Raw genomic sequence first — 14,399 nt, forward strand, 5'->3', positions numbered from 1 at the left:
TCAAGGCATTACCCCCAATGGCCAGGGTTTCACCGGATTGAGGCCCTTACGCGCCGGGCGGAAAGTTCGAACGGCGCCGCACGAAGGCATGGGCGTCGAGTCGAGCAGGAGCCTCTCCGATGCCGTCGAGGATCATGACCAAAGCCCTTCTGGCGGCGGCCATCGCCGTTTGCCTGCCGCTGGTCGGCTGCGAAAGCCCCGGAGGCCAGGTTTCGGTTCTGACCGGCAATACGCCGCTGGCCGGCTCGACCTACGCCTGGGCGCCCGTCCAGTCGGGAAGCGGTGATCCGCGCATCGACAACGACATCATGCGCGAGCGCATCCGGACCGCGATCGACACCAACCTGGCCGCCAAGGGCTACACCCAGGTCGACCCGTCCAAGGCCAAGCTCCTGGTCGCCTACCATGTCGGCCTGCAGAACAAGACCGACTATTCAGCCAGCAGCATGGGCGGGCATCCGGGCATGGCCTGCGGCGTCCGCGGCTGCATCGGCGGCTATGGCTGGGGCATGTACGGCGCGCCGATGGACGTCGACATCCGCTCGATCAACTACACCGAGGGCGCAGTGATGCTCGACCTGGTCGACGCCGCCAGCGGCAAGCTGGCCTGGCGCGCCACCTCGCAGAAACGGGTCGACCAGAAGGACGCCACCCAGGACGGGCTGAACGCCATAATCGCCGACATGGTCAAGGCCCTGCCGCTCGGCGCGCCGCCGGCCGGTTAGCCCGCCGGAACGCCGACGCTATCCGCTCTGTCACGAACAGGATCAGTCGAGACCGCCATGGCCGCGCCCATCAACCTAGGCTTCATCTTCGCGATCTTCTTCCTGACGCTCGGCCCGTTGAAGCTGATCCCGACCTTCTATGGCGTCACTCAGGGACTGGACCGCAAGACCCGGATCGGCCTTGCCCTCAAGAGCGCCGCCCTGGCGTTCGCGATCCTGGTGGCGGCCGCCGTGGTCGGATCGACCCTGGCCACGAATTGGCGAATCTCGCGCGAGGCCCTGACCATCACGGGCGGCTTCCTGCTGATGATCGGCTCGCTGAAGATCCTGTCCAGCGTGCTCGCGCCGCCCGCGCCGCCCGAGGCGCCGCCGGCCGGTTCGGCCGCCCAACGGTCGCTCAGCGTCGTGATCTCGCCCCTGGCCATTCCCGGCATCATCACGCCCTGGGGCGTGGTGGCCCTGCTGCTGTTCGTGGGCGTGGCCGAGGATCAGAACCGCCTGGGCGGCGTCGCCGTCGCCCTGGTGGTGATCATGCTGCTCAACATCGTCGGGATGATCTTCGCCGGCCCGGTGATGCGCACCGTCGGATTGCCGGCCATGAGCGTGCTGGGCTGGGTGTTCAGCATCCTGCAGGCGGCGCTCGGGGTCACCTTCATGCTTCGCGGCCTGATCGCCGCGCTCGGCATGCCCTGGCGTTCGACCCCGCTATGACCATCGACACGCACAGCCTCGACGCACCCCAACTGACGCCTGACTATCGGAGTTCCTGATGATGGACCGCAGCCCGACCGAGAAACTTCGCGAGACTTCCGCCCGCTGGAGCGGCTCGAAGGCCGAGGTCGCGCCGGAGCCGCGCAGCTTCGCGCGCCCCGCCGAGCGGCCCGCGGCCCTCGACGAGGACGATTTCAGGCGGCTGGTCGTGTCCAGCATTCCCGTTCTTCGCTCGTTCGCCCGCGGCCTGTGCGGCGACATGGCCAGAGGCGACGACCTGGCCCAGGACGCGCTGCTGAAAGCCTGGCAGCACCGGGCTCAGTTCACCCCCGGCACGAACTTCAAGGGCTGGATCCTGAAGATCGCGCGCAACCACTTCTACTCCCAGCGCCGTCGCGTCTGGCGGGAGACGCCCCTGGACGCGGCCATGAGCGCCCAGATCCCGGCCGTCGGCACCGACCAGGTGCAGTCCCTGATGCTCAACGACCTGCGCAACGCCCTCAACGCCTTGAGCGACGAACAGCGCGAGGCGACGATCCTGGTGGGGGCGGGCGGCTTCTCGCATCGGCAGGCGGCCGAGATGTGCGACGTGCCCGAAGGCACCATGAAGAGCCGCGTCTGCCGGGCGAGAGCCAAGCTGGCGTCCTTGCTGGAAAGCGGGGAGGTGACCCACGACGCCGAGCCCGCCTGGCTGGCGGCTCAGCTGATCATGGCTGAGCTGTCGAGCCTGTCCGCCAGCCGGATCGATCAGAACCGAGCCTGAACGATCAGCATCGCGAAGTCGACGGAGCGTCCGCCCAGGGCCCTGACGGCGTCGTCCGCCGATTGATGCACCAGTTGGCCCTGGAGCTTTAGATTACGGCTGACCAGCCAGGTCGCGTCCAGCTGAAGCGCGTCGCCCACGGCCTTCGATCGATTGGGGCCCACGGGCGCCAGAGGGGTCGAGGGCTGCAGGTAGACGGCGTCCGCGCCCGTCTGCCGCCAGCGCATCAGGTAGCTCAGCTCGAGACTGACGTCGCGGCTGGGCGCAAGGCCGAGGCTGGGACGGACAGCGACCAGGTTGCTCCAGCTGGTCAGGCTCGTTTCGTTGAAATAGCTGCCCTTCGGAAACAACGGGTTGAAGGTCCCCAGCTCGCCGTCGTCGGGATCCTTGTCGCCCGAACCAGCGTCGAACCGCAGACCCAATCTTGGCGACCAGGGCCGGACCAGGGTGTAGCCGCCGCCGACGCTGCCGGCCCAGGCCTGGATGTCGCGGCCGGCGAACCGGCCGCCCTGGATCACGCCCTCGACCTCATAGTCGATCGCGCCGCGCTTGCCGGCCAGCCGCGCGCCGTAGCTGGTCCGCCGCTCGTCGCCGCGCACCGCGCCGAACCGGACCCCGTCGCGATCCAGTTCGAGCGCGTAGAGGTCCAGCGAGACGGCCTTGCTCAGCGTCTTCGAAACATAGACGCCGTAGAACTGTTGCTGGCGGTTGCTGCTGTCGTCGAAGGCGCCGGTCTGGATCGTCACCGGGCGGACATAGAAGGCGTCGAACCGCAGATCAGCGGCCTGGCGGGTCGCCCGCGCGCCATCGAAGCTCTGGCGGATGTTGGGGCTCTCGCGCACCGAGACGAAGCGCTGGGTCGCGTTGAAGGCGATCTCCTGGCGGCCCAGGCGCAGCCGCCAGCGGCGGTCGGCGTCGGGCGTCACGTCGACGAAGGCCACCTGGGCGTCCACGTCGCTTCGATCGCTGACGGCCGGCGGGTCCTTCTTGTCGAAGTCACGATGCAGGCCCAGCTGGCCATAGATCCGCACCCGCGAGCCCAGGTGCAGGTCGGCGCTGAACAGGGCCCGGCCCAGGCCATAGAGATCGGCCCGCGCGCCGGCGACGCCGAAGCGCGGGGCGTCGAACGAGTCCACCCGCAGCCGGGCCTCGCCGCCCAGCGACAGATAGGCGTCCGGTCCCAGCGGGATGTAACGCAGGTCGTCCAGGCCCGCGCCCGGCTTGTCCGCCAGATAGGCGTAGCTCTCGTCCGACCGGATCAGCTTGAAGGGCGGCGCGTCGGCGGCATGGGCGACGTCGCCGATGACGAGGGCGGCGGCCAGGGCGAGGGCGACGGTCCTAGGCTTCACGCGACAACTCCGACGGCAATGCCGATCAGGATGCACCAGAAGCCCGGGACGGCGAAACCCGAAGCCGAGGCGACGACTGGCGGGCCCCGGCGCCGCGCCTTAAAGACAGACCTCGGCAAGACGAGGCGCCCATGACCGCGATCCACTCCTACGACCCCAAGACCGGCCATGGCCTGAAGCACGACCCGTTGAACGCCATCATCGCGCCGCGGCCGATCGGCTGGATCTCGACGGTCAGCGCCGCGGGCGTCCGCAACCTCGCGCCGTACAGCTTCTTCAACGCCTTCAACTACCGCCCGCCGATCATCGGGTTTTCGAGCACGGGCTGGAAGGACTCGGTGCGCAACATCGAGGAGACCGGACAGTTCGTCTGGAATCTGGCGACGCGGCCGTTGGCCCAGGCGGTCAACGCCACCTCGGCGACGGTTCCCGATCATGTCGACGAGTTCGCCCTGGCCGGACTGACGGCGGCGCCGTCGGAGCGGGTGATCGCCCCGCGCGTCGCCGAAAGCCCCGTGGCGTTCGAATGCCGCCTGACCCAGATGATCCGGCTGACCGACGCCGACGGCGCGCCGGTCGACGCCTGGCTGACCCTGGGCGAGGTGGTGAGGGTCCATATCGACAAGGCGCTGCTGGTCGACGGCGTCTATGACACCGCGGCGGCCGAGCCGATCCTGCGCGCCGGCGGCCCCGCCGACTATTTCGGGATCAGCGAGGCTCACAAATTCCAGATGCGCCGGCCGGCCTAGAACAGACGGCGCTCAGTACGGTGCGTTGACCACGACATATTGCACGTTCGTCCCGGAATACTGCGGCGCGTACCAGGTGCTGCCGCACTGCGAATAGCTGACCCCGTTGCTCACCACGGTCGTGCAACTGGGCGGCACGGTGTTGACGATCGAGCCCACGATGGCCGCGCCGGCGCCGATGGCCATGCCGGCCGCGATCGGGTGATGGTCCCAGCCGTCGTTGTAGCCGTAGCCGCCGCCGTAGTTGCCATTGACGTTGATGTTGGTGTTGCGATTGACGTTGGTGTTGCGGTTGACGTTCCGGTTCGAGTTGACGTTCGAGCCGCGGTTGACGTTCTGACTGGCGTTGCTGCGCACGTTGCGGCTGTTGGCGCCGCCGCCGGCCTGCGCCCTCTGAGCCGAAGCGCCGCCGCCGGACCGAGCCGCTCCGCCCGAGGATCGGGCGGCGGCGCCGCCTGAAGGCCGGGACGCTCCGCCGCCGGAGGCCCGGGCTCCGCCGCCGCCGCCTCCGCCTCCACCGCCGCCGCGTCCGCCCCGCTGGCACTCGGCGGTCGAAGCCGATTTGGGCAATAGGCTTTGGCCGGCGAAGACATCGGCCGCGAGGGTGGTGCCCGGGACCGCCAGTCCTTGCACGGCGATCGCCGCGGTCATGACCAGGGCCTTCTGGAGCTTGTTCATGGACGGCCTCATTTCGCGCTCCCCGTCTTTGCGTCGGCGAGGGTGATGCGGTGTGCGTTGGCGGGCGGGTTGAAGGTGTAGGCCGCCTGGGGCGGAGCGCTGGACTCCCACTTCATGACGGCCGTGTATTGCGGCTGGGCCGGATCCTGGGTCGTGGTGACCACCATCTTGCAGGGCAGGGCGGGGCCGTCCGAGCTGATCCAGACCTGCCAGTCGGCCTCCTTCTGGCGGAAGGCGTAGTGCTCGCACTTCTTTCCATCGACCGTCGCCGGGCCGACGTCGAAGCCCGACTGGATCTTGGCGGTCAGGGCCGGATCCACGCCCAGGGAGAACAGGTCGGCCAGCGGGACCTCGACGCCGTACTTGTCGCTGACGTAGTCGAGGGTCGCGCCGATGGTCGAGGGCGCGGGAACCGAGGCGTAGTAGCCGATCGTCGGCGCGAACACGGTCAGCGACTTGCCGTCGTAATAGATCTCCCGTTCCTGACGCTCGGACTTCGTGGAGATCTTGAACGCGCCGGGCCGCTGGGCCTCGATCCTCACATCGCCCCCGTATTGCAGCTTCTGGCCGTTCTCGAGGACCTGTTCGGTCGTGACGTCGGCGGTGATCGTGAACGCCGTCAGGGCCCGCAACGCCGCGCCCATCTTGTTGAGCGCCGCCAGGGCGTCGGCGTCTGGCTTTGTCGCGGGCGCGGCCTTTGCCTGGGCATGGGCCGCCGCGCCGAGCCCGATCGCGAGCGGCAGCGCGATAGAGCCGGCCAGAATCTTTCGAAGCACGCTCATGGGTCTGGCCTCCGGCCTTGTCCTTGAAGGCCGGCAGGATGGGCTTGGAGGGCGTGCGGTGGGTATAGAGCGTTTGCCCTAGCTGGGGGCGTCCAGAATCCTCATGTCCGAAGCCCCTCCGGGGGCCCTACCGCGAACGTCCCCGCGCCGAGACCGGCCACAGCGCCACCAGGGTGTCGCCGTCGACCACATGGTACGTGTCGTAGAGATTCACGGTCGGATCGCAGTGCGGTGCGCCCAGGATCACGCGATCGTCCAGGCCGGGCGGCGTCGTTCCGGGCGGCGGCAGGATCGCGCCGTGCTCGTCGCCCATGAAGAAATAGCGCGACCCGGCCGGCGCCCCGCCCACCACCGAGGGCGGTTCGGCGTCGGTCGACAGCGCCTTGAAGCCGGCGTCGACCGTGACCATGCCCGGGGTGTTGGCGCTGACCACCCGCGCGTCGATCAGCAGCGAGGCCTCGTACGGGCTCTCGTCCGCCCCGTCCCCGGCGATGTCGCAGACCAGGTACTGGCCGTCCATGAACACGTACGAGCCGACCTGGAACTCGGTGAAGATGTTCAGCTCCGCGTCGATCCGATGCGATCCGGTGCCCGAACCCGAGACGATCGGCGGCGGACCGCCGGCGGCGGTCAGGGCCTCGATCACCGAGCGGATATAGGCCCCGCGATCCTCGAGATTGGCCTTGCGGTCGGCGAAGTTCTCGATGTGCTGCTGCATGCCGCAATAGCACTGCAGGCCGGCATAGATCAGGCCGGGCTGGGCCTGGATCGCCTGCAGCAAGGCGACCGCCGCCTCGGGCGAGGCCACGCCGGTGCGGTGGATGCCCGGATCCAGGTCGATGACCACCTTCAGCAGCTTGCCGGCGGTCGCGGCGGCCTGGCCCAGGGCGGCGACGTTGACCGGGTTGTCGGCCACCACCATCAGGTCGGTGGTCACGGCGTTCAGCGCGATCAGCCGGGCGACGGCCGAGGCCGAGACCACCGGCGAGGTGATCAGCAGACCGGTCGACACCCCGCCCTCGGCCAGGGCCTCGGCCTCGCCGATCTTGGCGCAGCACAGGCCCACGGCCCCGGCCGCGATCTGCAGCCTGGCGATGTCGACGCTCTTGTGGGTCTTGGCGTGAGGCCGCAGCTTAACGCCCTTGCTCGCCGCGAACTCCGCCATCCGGACGATGTTGCGCTCCAGGGCCGGGCGGTCGATCACCAGCACCGGAGTGTTGAGCTCGCGGCGCGAGCCGGGGGCGCCGATCAGGCCGGCGTGCAGATCTTGGTCGGTCATGGCGTTTCCGTCAGGGGGCCCGTCAGAGGCCGAAAAGTTGCGTCAGGTGAGTATTGGCGAACTTACCGGTCGGATCCCAGGCCTGGCGCACCTTGAGGAAGTTCCCGGCGCGCGGATAGAGCCGGTGCACGTCGGCGGTCGTCAGCGTGTGGCGCTTGGCCCAGTGCGGGCGGCCCGCGCCGTCGCGCAGCACGGTCTCCATCTCGGCGAAGACCAGCCGCCAGGGCATCTTGGCGTACTGGTGGAACGAGATCGAGGCGCCGGGACCGGCGTTGAACGGGCTCATCCAGATGTCGTCGCCGGCCGCCAGGCGGAACTCGAACGGGAAGGTGATCGGCAGGCGGCGCTTGCGGATGTGGGCGATGGCCGCCCGCAAGGTCGGCAGGCCGGCGGCGCGCGGCAGCTCGTACTCCATTTCCTCGAAGCGGATGTTCCGCTCGGAGGGAAAGATCTCATGGGCCGGGCCGGCGCGGCGGCTGGACTTGCCCATCATGCGCATCATCAGACGCTGCAGCGGCGGGGTGAGGATCGGCACGGCGGCGCAGATGTCGCAGATCGTCTTGAAGGTGGCTTCGCTGTCCTCGCCGATCTCCCTGGCCGGTTGGCCGGGCTCCTCGATCTCGACGGGGTGCAGGGTCTTGAAGATCACATCGTCCGAATAGGGAAAGACGAAGAACTCCATGTGGCGCGTGGCGGCGGCCAGCTCGTCCAGGCGCTCGGCGACCTCGGCCAGCGGCCGGCGCTCGACCCGTTCCTCCAGGTGGTAGGCGGGAACGACGTGGATCCTGATTTCGACGGCGACGCCCAGCAGGCCGAGCGACAGGCGTTGGGCCTCGTAGAGTTCAGGATGCTGGTCTGGCCCGCACTCGACGATCGCGCCGTCGGCGGTCATCAGCCGGAAGCCGCAGGCCTGGGTCGACAGGCTGCCCAGCTCCGCGCCGGTGCCGTGGGTTCCGGTCGAGATGGCGCCGGCCAGGGACTGTGGATTGATGTCGCCCTGATTGATCAGCGACAGGCCCTGCGCCCACAGGGCCGCCGTCAGCCTCTTCAGGCTCCAGCCGGCCGGGGCCCAGACCGTCTTGCGATCCGGCGCGATCTCGACCGCGCCTTCGTAGTCGGTCAGGTTCAGCAACAGGTCGCTGGTCTCGCACAGCGGCATGAACGAGTGGCCCGCGCCGACCACGCGGACCTTGCTGGCCTGTGCGACCAGCGAGGCCAGTTCACCGGCGTTGCGCGGCCTGGCGATCAGGCGAGGGGAGGCCGCGACGCTGCCCGACCAATTGCTCCACCCCGTCATCCGCATCTCCCCGTTCGCGATCCAGGGATGATAGTAAAAACTACTGTTCTTGCAACATGTCGTTCCAGGGAACCAGCGACGGATCGCCGAAGGTGTCGAAATAGCGCTCGAACAGCAGGCAGACCTCGCGGCTGAGGGCCAGGGCGTCCTGGTTGGGATCCTCGACGGCCATCTCGGTGGCCGAATAGGTCAGTTCGACCATCATCCGCATGGCCAGCCGCACCCGCGCTTCGGACGCGCCCGGGTATCGCGCCTTGAGAATCTCGCCGAACTGCTCGGCGACCATGTCGCGCGAGGCGAAGCGCAGCTGCTGCAGCATGGGCACGGCGCGCAGCGCTCGGCCGATCGCCGCGCCGCCCGGGAACCGGCGCGTCAGCTCGATCATCTCGGTCATCATGACCGCGTTCTTCTCGACGCGCTCGGCGGCGGTGTCGGCGTCCAGTCCGCCGGCCTCGATCCAGGCGAAGACCCGTTCGTCCTGGGCCTTCATCAGCCGGTCGCCCAGCTCCTTGAGGATCGCGTACTTGTTGGGGAAGTAGCGGTAGAGGGCCGGCGGAGTCAGGCCTGCGCGCTTGCAGATGGCGTTGGTGGTCAGCTGTTCGAAGCCGGTCTCGCGCAACATCTCGCCGGCCGTGGCCAGAACGATCTCGTAGGTGTCCTGCCCGCGGGCCTGGGTCGGCTGAAGCTTGGCGTCCAGCGCGATGTCGGGGCTGGCGATCTTCTGGGCCGTCGCCTTCGGCATGGTGCTTCTCCTTCAAGCCGGTCTGGCGAGCCAGTCCGGCAAGTCTCTCCTGAACTAGAGCGCTTCGCCGGAAAAAGCCAATCGGCCCGAACCCTTAGCGTGGCCTCGTCACGTGCAGGAAGGCGACGATCACCAGAGTGACCAGCGCCAGGCCCGCGCCCAGCCAGCCCGCCGGCCGTACGTCGGCGCCGCTGACCACGAACGAGGCCAGCAAGGGCCCGGCGCCGCAGCCCAGCAGACTCGCGCCAGGGCCCAACAAGGCGGCGCGCCGGCTCGGATCGGCCTCGATCGCCAGCGGCGTCAGATAGGGCGAGGCGAACAGCCAGACGAAGCCGAACACCGCCGAAGCCGCCAGGAACATCGCCGCCGACGGTAGGCTGGCCATCACCAGCAGGGCGACGGCGGCCAGGATCACGGCGACCGTCAGCGACCAGAACCAGGACAGTCGCCCGGCCAGGGCCGTGGCCGCCGCGCCGCCCGCGACCTGGGCAGCCAGCGACAGCGCGAAGGCCGTGCTGGCGACGCTGGTCGGATGTCCGGCTTGGCGCGACAGGGGTTCGGCATAGATCCAGACCGCCAGGATGAAGGCCTGGAAGCAGAAGACGGCGGCCAGGGCGATCCAGCCGCGCGAGCTGGGCAGACCCTTGGGGTTCTCCGCGGTCTCGACCAGGGGCGCGTAGGCGCCTGGGATCGCCAGACCGGCGAGAACCGCGGACACGGTGAGGGCGGCCAGCAGCATGAAGCCGCCGTCCGGACCGAACGGCTCGATGACGAAGGCGCCGATCGCGGTCACCACGCCCAGCTGCAGCAGGGTCTGGATCGTCAGGTAGAGGCCCGCCCAGCGTTCCGGGCGCGGCGAGCGGACGATCATGCCGGTGATCAGCCAGATCATCGCCCCGGCCGGAAGACCCGCGACCGCGCGGACCAGGATCAGCAGGTCGCCCGAGGCGCGGGTCGTGGCCAGATCCAGCGCCGCCAGCAACAGGCCGCAGGTCACCGCCGCCAGCCGCAGCCGCCGCTCGCCGAACAGCGGCCCGACCACCGCCGCGCCGATCCCCATCGCCACCAGCTCGGCCATGCCGGCCAGGCCCAGCTGGTTGGCGCTCAGCCGACCGGCCGCCTCCATGCCGCCCAGCAGCAAGGGTCCGACGCCGGGAAACAGCACCCCGACCAGCCCGATCCAGAACACCGTCAGGCGCTGGACCAGGCTGGGCGGCGCGCCGATCCAGACGCCCGCGAAGGCCGGCGGCGCGCCGTCCGCCGGGAGGTCTATCGCGCTCAATACTTGGCCCGGAAATAGACGCCGTAGGTGCGCGGCGGGCCCATGCTGAACACGTCGAAGCCGAAGGCGGCGATCGGCGTGATGTCGGAGATGTTGGTGGTGTCGGCCAGGTTCTTGCCCCACACGCCCAGTTCGTAGCGGCCGTCGGCGAAGGCCCAGCCGACCTGGCCGTTGACATAGGCGCGCGCCTTGTCGCTGAGCCGTTCGGTGTTGGCCGTGTCGTAATAGACCTTGCCGCGATAGGTGAAGTCCAGCTGGGTGATCAGGTCGCCGCCGCCCAGCGGATGCTCGTAGCGCGCCGCGCCGTTCAGGCTTGCCTTGGGCGCGGAGGGCAGGGTGTTGCCCGAATAGTCGAGCGGCGGCATGGACGGATCCGCATACGAGATGAAGTCCTTGTATTCGGCGCTCAGCAGGGACGCGCCCAAGGTCAGGCTCAGCCCGGTGACGGGCCGGGCCTCGATCTCGGCCTCGCCGCCATAGACCCGCGCCGCGGAGGCGTTGGTGAACAGCTGGACGGGCAGGCCGTCGCGCTGGACCTGGGTGTAGACCTGCAGGTCCTTGTAATCATAGTAGAAGGCCGAGACGTTGACCCGCAGGCGACGGCCGAGGAACTCGCTCTTGGCCCCGACCTCGTAGGCGTTGACCGTCTCGTCCTTGTAGGGGCCCAGATCGCGGGGATCGGTCGTCTGGCCGCTGAAGAACCCGCCGCTCTTGGTGCCGCGATTGTAGGTCGCATAGACGTTGGCGTCGTCGCTCAGGGCGTAGCGCAGGCCCAGGCGGCCCGAGATCGAGCTGAAGGTCTTGGCGTTGTCGTACTCGAACAGGGTCAGCAGGCCGTAGTCGACGTCGCTGACATAGTGGAAGGTCTTCTTGTCCTGCGACCACCGCAGCCCGCCCGTCAGGGTCAGCTTCGCGGTCAGGTCATAGTCGACCTGGCCGAAGGCGGCGTAACTGGTGGTCTTCTGGTGCAGGGGCCAGCCGAACACGCCCACGCCGTTGGCCGGATCCATGCCGGTCGGGTTGTTGACCGGATCGGGGACGCGCAGCACCTCCAGGACATTGTAGTGGCTGTTGTTGTCCAGGTTGTCGCGGGCGGCGTAGAGGCCGGCGACCCAGCGCAGCGCGGTCGCGCCGTTCGACTGCAGGCGGAATTCCTGGCTGGCGGTGTCCTGCTCGGCGATATAGCGGGCGTCGAAGATCGAGATCGGGTTGGCGTCCGTCTCCTCCCAGTCGTCACGTTCGGCCTTCTGATAGCCGGTGACCGAATAGAGCGTCACGCCGCCGAAATCGTAGCTGATCGCGGACGTCGCCCCGAACAGCTTGACGATGTCCTTGCCCTCGAAGCGGTAGTCGCCCTCGTACTTGTTGGTGCTGGTGTTGGCGTAGCCGGCGACGTTCGTGCACTGGCCCGACGTGTAGTGGGTCGGCTTGCAGAAGATGTAGCCGTAGGTCGGATCGGGATCGGTCGTGCTGGCCGCCTCGGCCGTCTGGGCGACCAGCGAGCGGTTGTAGGTCAGGATCGAGCCGCCCGTGGACTTGCTGTAGCTCGCCGACAGATCGACCGTCAGCTTGTCGTCGGGGGTGTAGCGCAGGGCGAAACGCGCGGCCTTGCGCTCGGCGTCGTTGCCCTTGTGGCCGGTCAGGCGATTGAGCGTATAGCCGTCGCTCTTGTCGTAGAGGCCGGCGATCCGGAAGGCCAGGGTGTCGCCGACGACCGGGCCGCCGAAGCCGGCCTGGACATTGAGCGTGCTGAACCGGCCGTAGTCGACGGCCAGGTCGCCCTGCGGCGTGCTGGTCGGCTTCTTGGTGGTGACATTGATCGCGCCGCCGGTGGTGTTGCGGCCGTAGAGCGTGCCTTGCGGCCCGCGCAGCACCTCGACCTGCTGCAGGTCGTAGAAGCCGGCCATCTGGGCGAGCGGGGAGGCGACATAGACGCCGTCGACATAGACGCCCACGGCGCTGGCGGTGGCGGGGTTGAAGTCGTTGACCCCGATGCCGCGGATGAAGATCCGAGGATTGGCGGCGTTGTCGTCGGTCTTGATCTGCAAGCCCGGGGACAGGCCCGACAGCGCCAGCACGTCGCCCACGCGCTGGTCCTTGAGCTGGTCGGCGGTCAGGGCGGTCACCGACACCGGCACGTCCTGGAGGTTTTCCGATCGTTTCTGGGCGGTGACGACGATCTCGTCGAGCGCCGTCGCTTCCTGCGCCGACGCCTGTCCCGCCGCCGCCAACATCGCCGCCCCGGCGACGCCCGCGAACACCTGAACCTTCCGCATGCCTTACCCCCGCTACTGTGTCTATGGGGATATAGTAGTTGCAGCTATCGTTATGGCAAGCAACGTTCGTTGAGCGATGTTTGGCCGCCAAGACCGTCGCCAACCGAGGCGTTCTTCATCCAACTCCGCTCGAATTCCGAGCGCGCCGCATCAGGGATCGCCCCGATTGGCCTGCGGTGTGGAGGGCGTAAACTGTGCAGGCTGAGGGAGCACGCCATGCACACATCACATTTCTGGCAAAGCGCCGGGCTGATCGCCATTATCTTCGGAGCGGCGATCCTGTCGGCCATGATCGGGTCACGCGCCCATGCGGCGACCACGCCGGTCGCACCGGCCTTGGGCGCGGCGCAGACGTTCTGATCTCGGGCGTCCCGTCTCTTCCTGAGAGCACGACGCCAACCCACGCGCGGGGCTCCACGACCGCTTTGAGGGCGTTCCGAAGCGAGGTCCCGAATCTCGGCGACGCCTGCTTGGGATCACGACGGTCCATCCGCGCCCAGCGTGCGCGAAGATCGCGACGACGCGGGACATCGCGGCCAAAGCCGACGCCGCCCGGAGGGCGATGGGGCGGCAACGGCCCCTGTTGTGAAGCCGATACTTAGAGCATTGAATTTAATGCTCTTTTTTCAACAAAGATTCCTGATGGTTGTGACGGTTTTGCATTAATCGAATAAGTAGCGCTTGTCCATTGACTCGACAATTAAGCCGAGATTTAGTGCGCCCACCCAACCAGAAGGTGTGAACCAATGCCGACGTATAACTGGAACCTAAACGCCAACGTCAATATCCAAACCGTGGTGTCCTCCCAGGGCGGATCGACCAACAACGTCGCCACCGTCAACATCATTTCCGCCGGCCAGACGCTCTGGAGCACGACCCTGATCCAGACGTCCAACGTCGGCGTCGTCTCGGGAGACCTGGTCATCGGCACCGGCGCTTCCGCCACGACGATCTTCGCCGGCACGAACTTCACGCTGACCGTGCCGACGTCGCTTCTGAACGGCAACATGGCCGCCAACATCACCTATTCCGCGCCGAACGAGCCGAAACACAACTACAGCGGCTTGATCGCCACCTGGACGCTTACCTCGGCCTGATGGCTTGATGCTCCGCTTCAGCGTTCTGGCGCTGGTCTTTGTGTTATTTTCGGGGGCGCTGGCGCGGGCTCAAGATTGGTCCGGCCAGCGCGATATCTCCGGATTGACCATCGACTACGCCGTCAGCGGCGCTGTCGCGCAGGTCGGCGTCAAACTGACCCTGAACGGTCAGTTCGTCGATGACGCCGTCCTCACCTACGCCGCCCCGACGCACAACTTCTCGGTGGCGGCCAATGGGATGAGCGCAAGCGGAGCCATAAGTCTGGCGGTCGTTCAGGAGCCCAGTCCGTCGAGCTTGGTTGGAGACTTCGCCGTCGTCGACGCCACCGGTAAAAGTGTTCCGTTCAAGGGCGACATCACAACCTGGATTTCGCCGGACAATTTGGAGTTATTTCGCGTCAATTACAATCTCACGGGAAACCTCAGCGCGAGAACAATAGTCCTCAACGGCGCGCGCTACGGGGCCCAAGTCGATTACCTGACGGGCACGACGCTTCTTTACAGCAGTCTTCTGCTGCCATCGGCATCCATGTCCGTGACGCCATTTGACCTGGTTATCGGCGATCTGAAGTTGAACAAGGGCGCGCAGCTGACGCTGACGCCACCCTCCGCCTTGTCGAACGGCATGGTCGTTTTGGACTGCACTTTCTCGTCCGAGATGATCCCGCC

Annotated in this window: 14 protein-coding genes; 6 read left to right on the forward strand and 8 right to left on the reverse strand. The window is 67.7% G+C overall.

Annotated features, from left to right (window positions below):
- Nucleotides 1–134 precede the first annotated feature (134 nt).
- From ASD21_RS04735 to ASD21_RS04745, 3 genes are read left to right on the forward strand one after another with little or no spacing between them, the layout of a single operon-like run.
- Nucleotides 135–725, forward strand: coding sequence for a DUF4136 domain-containing protein (locus tag ASD21_RS04735; RefSeq protein ID WP_162250206.1), 591 nt, complete (start codon nt 135–137; stop codon nt 723–725).
- 57 nt (nt 726–782) lie between these two features.
- The gene (locus tag ASD21_RS04740) at nt 783–1,436 is read left to right on the forward strand and encodes a MarC family protein (protein ID WP_056437514.1); all 654 of its coding nucleotides are present in this window, start codon (nt 783–785) and stop codon (nt 1,434–1,436) included.
- A gap of 58 nt (nt 1,437–1,494) precedes the next feature.
- Nucleotides 1,495–2,199, forward strand: coding sequence for a sigma-70 family RNA polymerase sigma factor (locus ASD21_RS04745; protein WP_056437517.1), 705 nt, complete (start codon nt 1,495–1,497; stop codon nt 2,197–2,199).
- Here ASD21_RS04745 and ASD21_RS04750 read toward each other — a convergent pair.
- Nucleotides 2,184–3,548 carry an alginate export family protein gene (locus tag ASD21_RS04750; RefSeq protein WP_056437520.1) on the reverse strand — a complete coding sequence of 455 codons (1,365 nt, stop codon included), beginning with the start codon at nt 3,546–3,548 and terminating at the stop codon, nt 2,184–2,186. The genes ASD21_RS04745 and ASD21_RS04750 overlap by 16 nt on opposite strands.
- Before the next feature lie 131 nt (nt 3,549–3,679).
- Between ASD21_RS04750 and ASD21_RS04755 the strand changes: the two genes are divergently transcribed.
- Complete coding sequence (locus ASD21_RS04755; RefSeq protein WP_056437523.1) at nt 3,680–4,297, forward strand: flavin reductase family protein; 618 nt, start codon at nt 3,680–3,682, stop codon at nt 4,295–4,297.
- 12 nt (nt 4,298–4,309) lie between these two features.
- Here ASD21_RS04755 and ASD21_RS23805 read toward each other — a convergent pair whose 3' ends face one another.
- From ASD21_RS23805 to ASD21_RS04790, 7 genes are all read right to left on the reverse strand, one after another.
- The gene (locus ASD21_RS23805; RefSeq protein WP_056437525.1) at nt 4,310–4,975 is read right to left on the reverse strand and encodes a hypothetical protein; all 666 of its coding nucleotides are present in this window, start codon (nt 4,973–4,975) and stop codon (nt 4,310–4,312) included.
- Nucleotides 4,976–4,983: 8 nt separating this feature from the next.
- On the reverse strand, nt 4,984–5,757 hold the full coding sequence (locus ASD21_RS04765) for a DUF2092 domain-containing protein (RefSeq protein WP_056437528.1): 774 nt from the start codon (nt 5,755–5,757) through the stop codon (nt 4,984–4,986).
- Between the two features lie 127 nt (nt 5,758–5,884).
- Entirely contained in the window at nt 5,885–7,036 is a 1,152-nt protein-coding gene (locus tag ASD21_RS04770) for a DSD1 family PLP-dependent enzyme (RefSeq protein ID WP_056437531.1), read from the reverse strand.
- Nucleotides 7,037–7,058: 22 nt separating this feature from the next.
- Nucleotides 7,059–8,333 (reverse strand): D-arabinono-1,4-lactone oxidase, encoded by a 1,275-nt coding sequence (locus ASD21_RS04775; protein WP_056437534.1) that lies wholly within the window; start codon nt 8,331–8,333, stop codon nt 7,059–7,061.
- A gap of 40 nt (nt 8,334–8,373) precedes the next feature.
- The gene (locus tag ASD21_RS04780) at nt 8,374–9,075 is read right to left on the reverse strand and encodes a TetR/AcrR family transcriptional regulator (RefSeq protein WP_056437537.1); all 702 of its coding nucleotides are present in this window, start codon (nt 9,073–9,075) and stop codon (nt 8,374–8,376) included.
- Nucleotides 9,076–9,169: 94 nt separating this feature from the next.
- Nucleotides 9,170–10,357, reverse strand: coding sequence for an MFS transporter (locus ASD21_RS04785; protein WP_056437539.1), 1,188 nt, complete (start codon nt 10,355–10,357; stop codon nt 9,170–9,172).
- On the reverse strand, nt 10,354–12,633 hold the full coding sequence (locus ASD21_RS04790) for a TonB-dependent receptor (RefSeq protein WP_056437542.1): 2,280 nt from the start codon (nt 12,631–12,633) through the stop codon (nt 10,354–10,356). Before ASD21_RS04790 ends, ASD21_RS04785 begins: the two co-directional genes overlap by 4 nt.
- Before the next feature lie 216 nt (nt 12,634–12,849).
- Between ASD21_RS04790 and ASD21_RS23810 the strand changes: the two genes are divergently transcribed.
- The gene (locus tag ASD21_RS23810; RefSeq protein ID WP_156390843.1) at nt 12,850–12,993 is read left to right on the forward strand and encodes a hypothetical protein; all 144 of its coding nucleotides are present in this window, start codon (nt 12,850–12,852) and stop codon (nt 12,991–12,993) included.
- 386 nt (nt 12,994–13,379) lie between these two features.
- Nucleotides 13,380–13,730, forward strand: coding sequence for a hypothetical protein (locus ASD21_RS04795; RefSeq protein ID WP_056437546.1), 351 nt, complete (start codon nt 13,380–13,382; stop codon nt 13,728–13,730).
- Nucleotides 13,731–14,399 lie beyond the last annotated feature (669 nt).

Origin of the sequence: Caulobacter sp. Root1455 (genome assembly GCF_001426905.1) — a bacterium.
Taxonomy (GTDB): domain Bacteria; phylum Pseudomonadota; class Alphaproteobacteria; order Caulobacterales; family Caulobacteraceae; genus Caulobacter.

What these genes read in the sequence shown, in the direction of transcription:
- ASD21_RS04735 (WP_162250206.1), top strand. Translation starts at nt 135, where the DNA reads ATGACCAAAGCCCTTCTGGCGGCGGCCATCGCCGTTTGCCTGCCGCTG.
- ASD21_RS04740 (WP_056437514.1), top strand. Translation starts at nt 783, where the DNA reads ATGGCCGCGCCCATCAACCTAGGCTTCATCTTCGCGATCTTCTTCCTG.
- ASD21_RS04745 (WP_056437517.1), top strand. Translation starts at nt 1,495, where the DNA reads ATGATGGACCGCAGCCCGACCGAGAAACTTCGCGAGACTTCCGCCCGC.
- ASD21_RS04755 (WP_056437523.1), top strand. Translation starts at nt 3,680, where the DNA reads ATGACCGCGATCCACTCCTACGACCCCAAGACCGGCCATGGCCTGAAG.
- ASD21_RS23805 (WP_056437525.1), bottom strand. Translation starts at nt 4,975, where the DNA reads ATGAACAAGCTCCAGAAGGCCCTGGTCATGACCGCGGCGATCGCCGTG.
- ASD21_RS04765 (WP_056437528.1), bottom strand. Translation starts at nt 5,757, where the DNA reads ATGAGCGTGCTTCGAAAGATTCTGGCCGGCTCTATCGCGCTGCCGCTC.
- ASD21_RS04770 (WP_056437531.1), bottom strand. Translation starts at nt 7,036, where the DNA reads ATGACCGACCAAGATCTGCACGCCGGCCTGATCGGCGCCCCCGGCTCG.
- ASD21_RS04775 (WP_056437534.1), bottom strand. Translation starts at nt 8,333, where the DNA reads ATGACGGGGTGGAGCAATTGGTCGGGCAGCGTCGCGGCCTCCCCTCGC.
- ASD21_RS04780 (WP_056437537.1), bottom strand. Translation starts at nt 9,075, where the DNA reads ATGCCGAAGGCGACGGCCCAGAAGATCGCCAGCCCCGACATCGCGCTG.
- ASD21_RS04790 (WP_056437542.1), bottom strand. Translation starts at nt 12,633, where the DNA reads ATGCGGAAGGTTCAGGTGTTCGCGGGCGTCGCCGGGGCGGCGATGTTG.
- ASD21_RS23810 (WP_156390843.1), top strand. Translation starts at nt 12,850, where the DNA reads ATGCACACATCACATTTCTGGCAAAGCGCCGGGCTGATCGCCATTATC.
- ASD21_RS04795 (WP_056437546.1), top strand. Translation starts at nt 13,380, where the DNA reads ATGCCGACGTATAACTGGAACCTAAACGCCAACGTCAATATCCAAACC.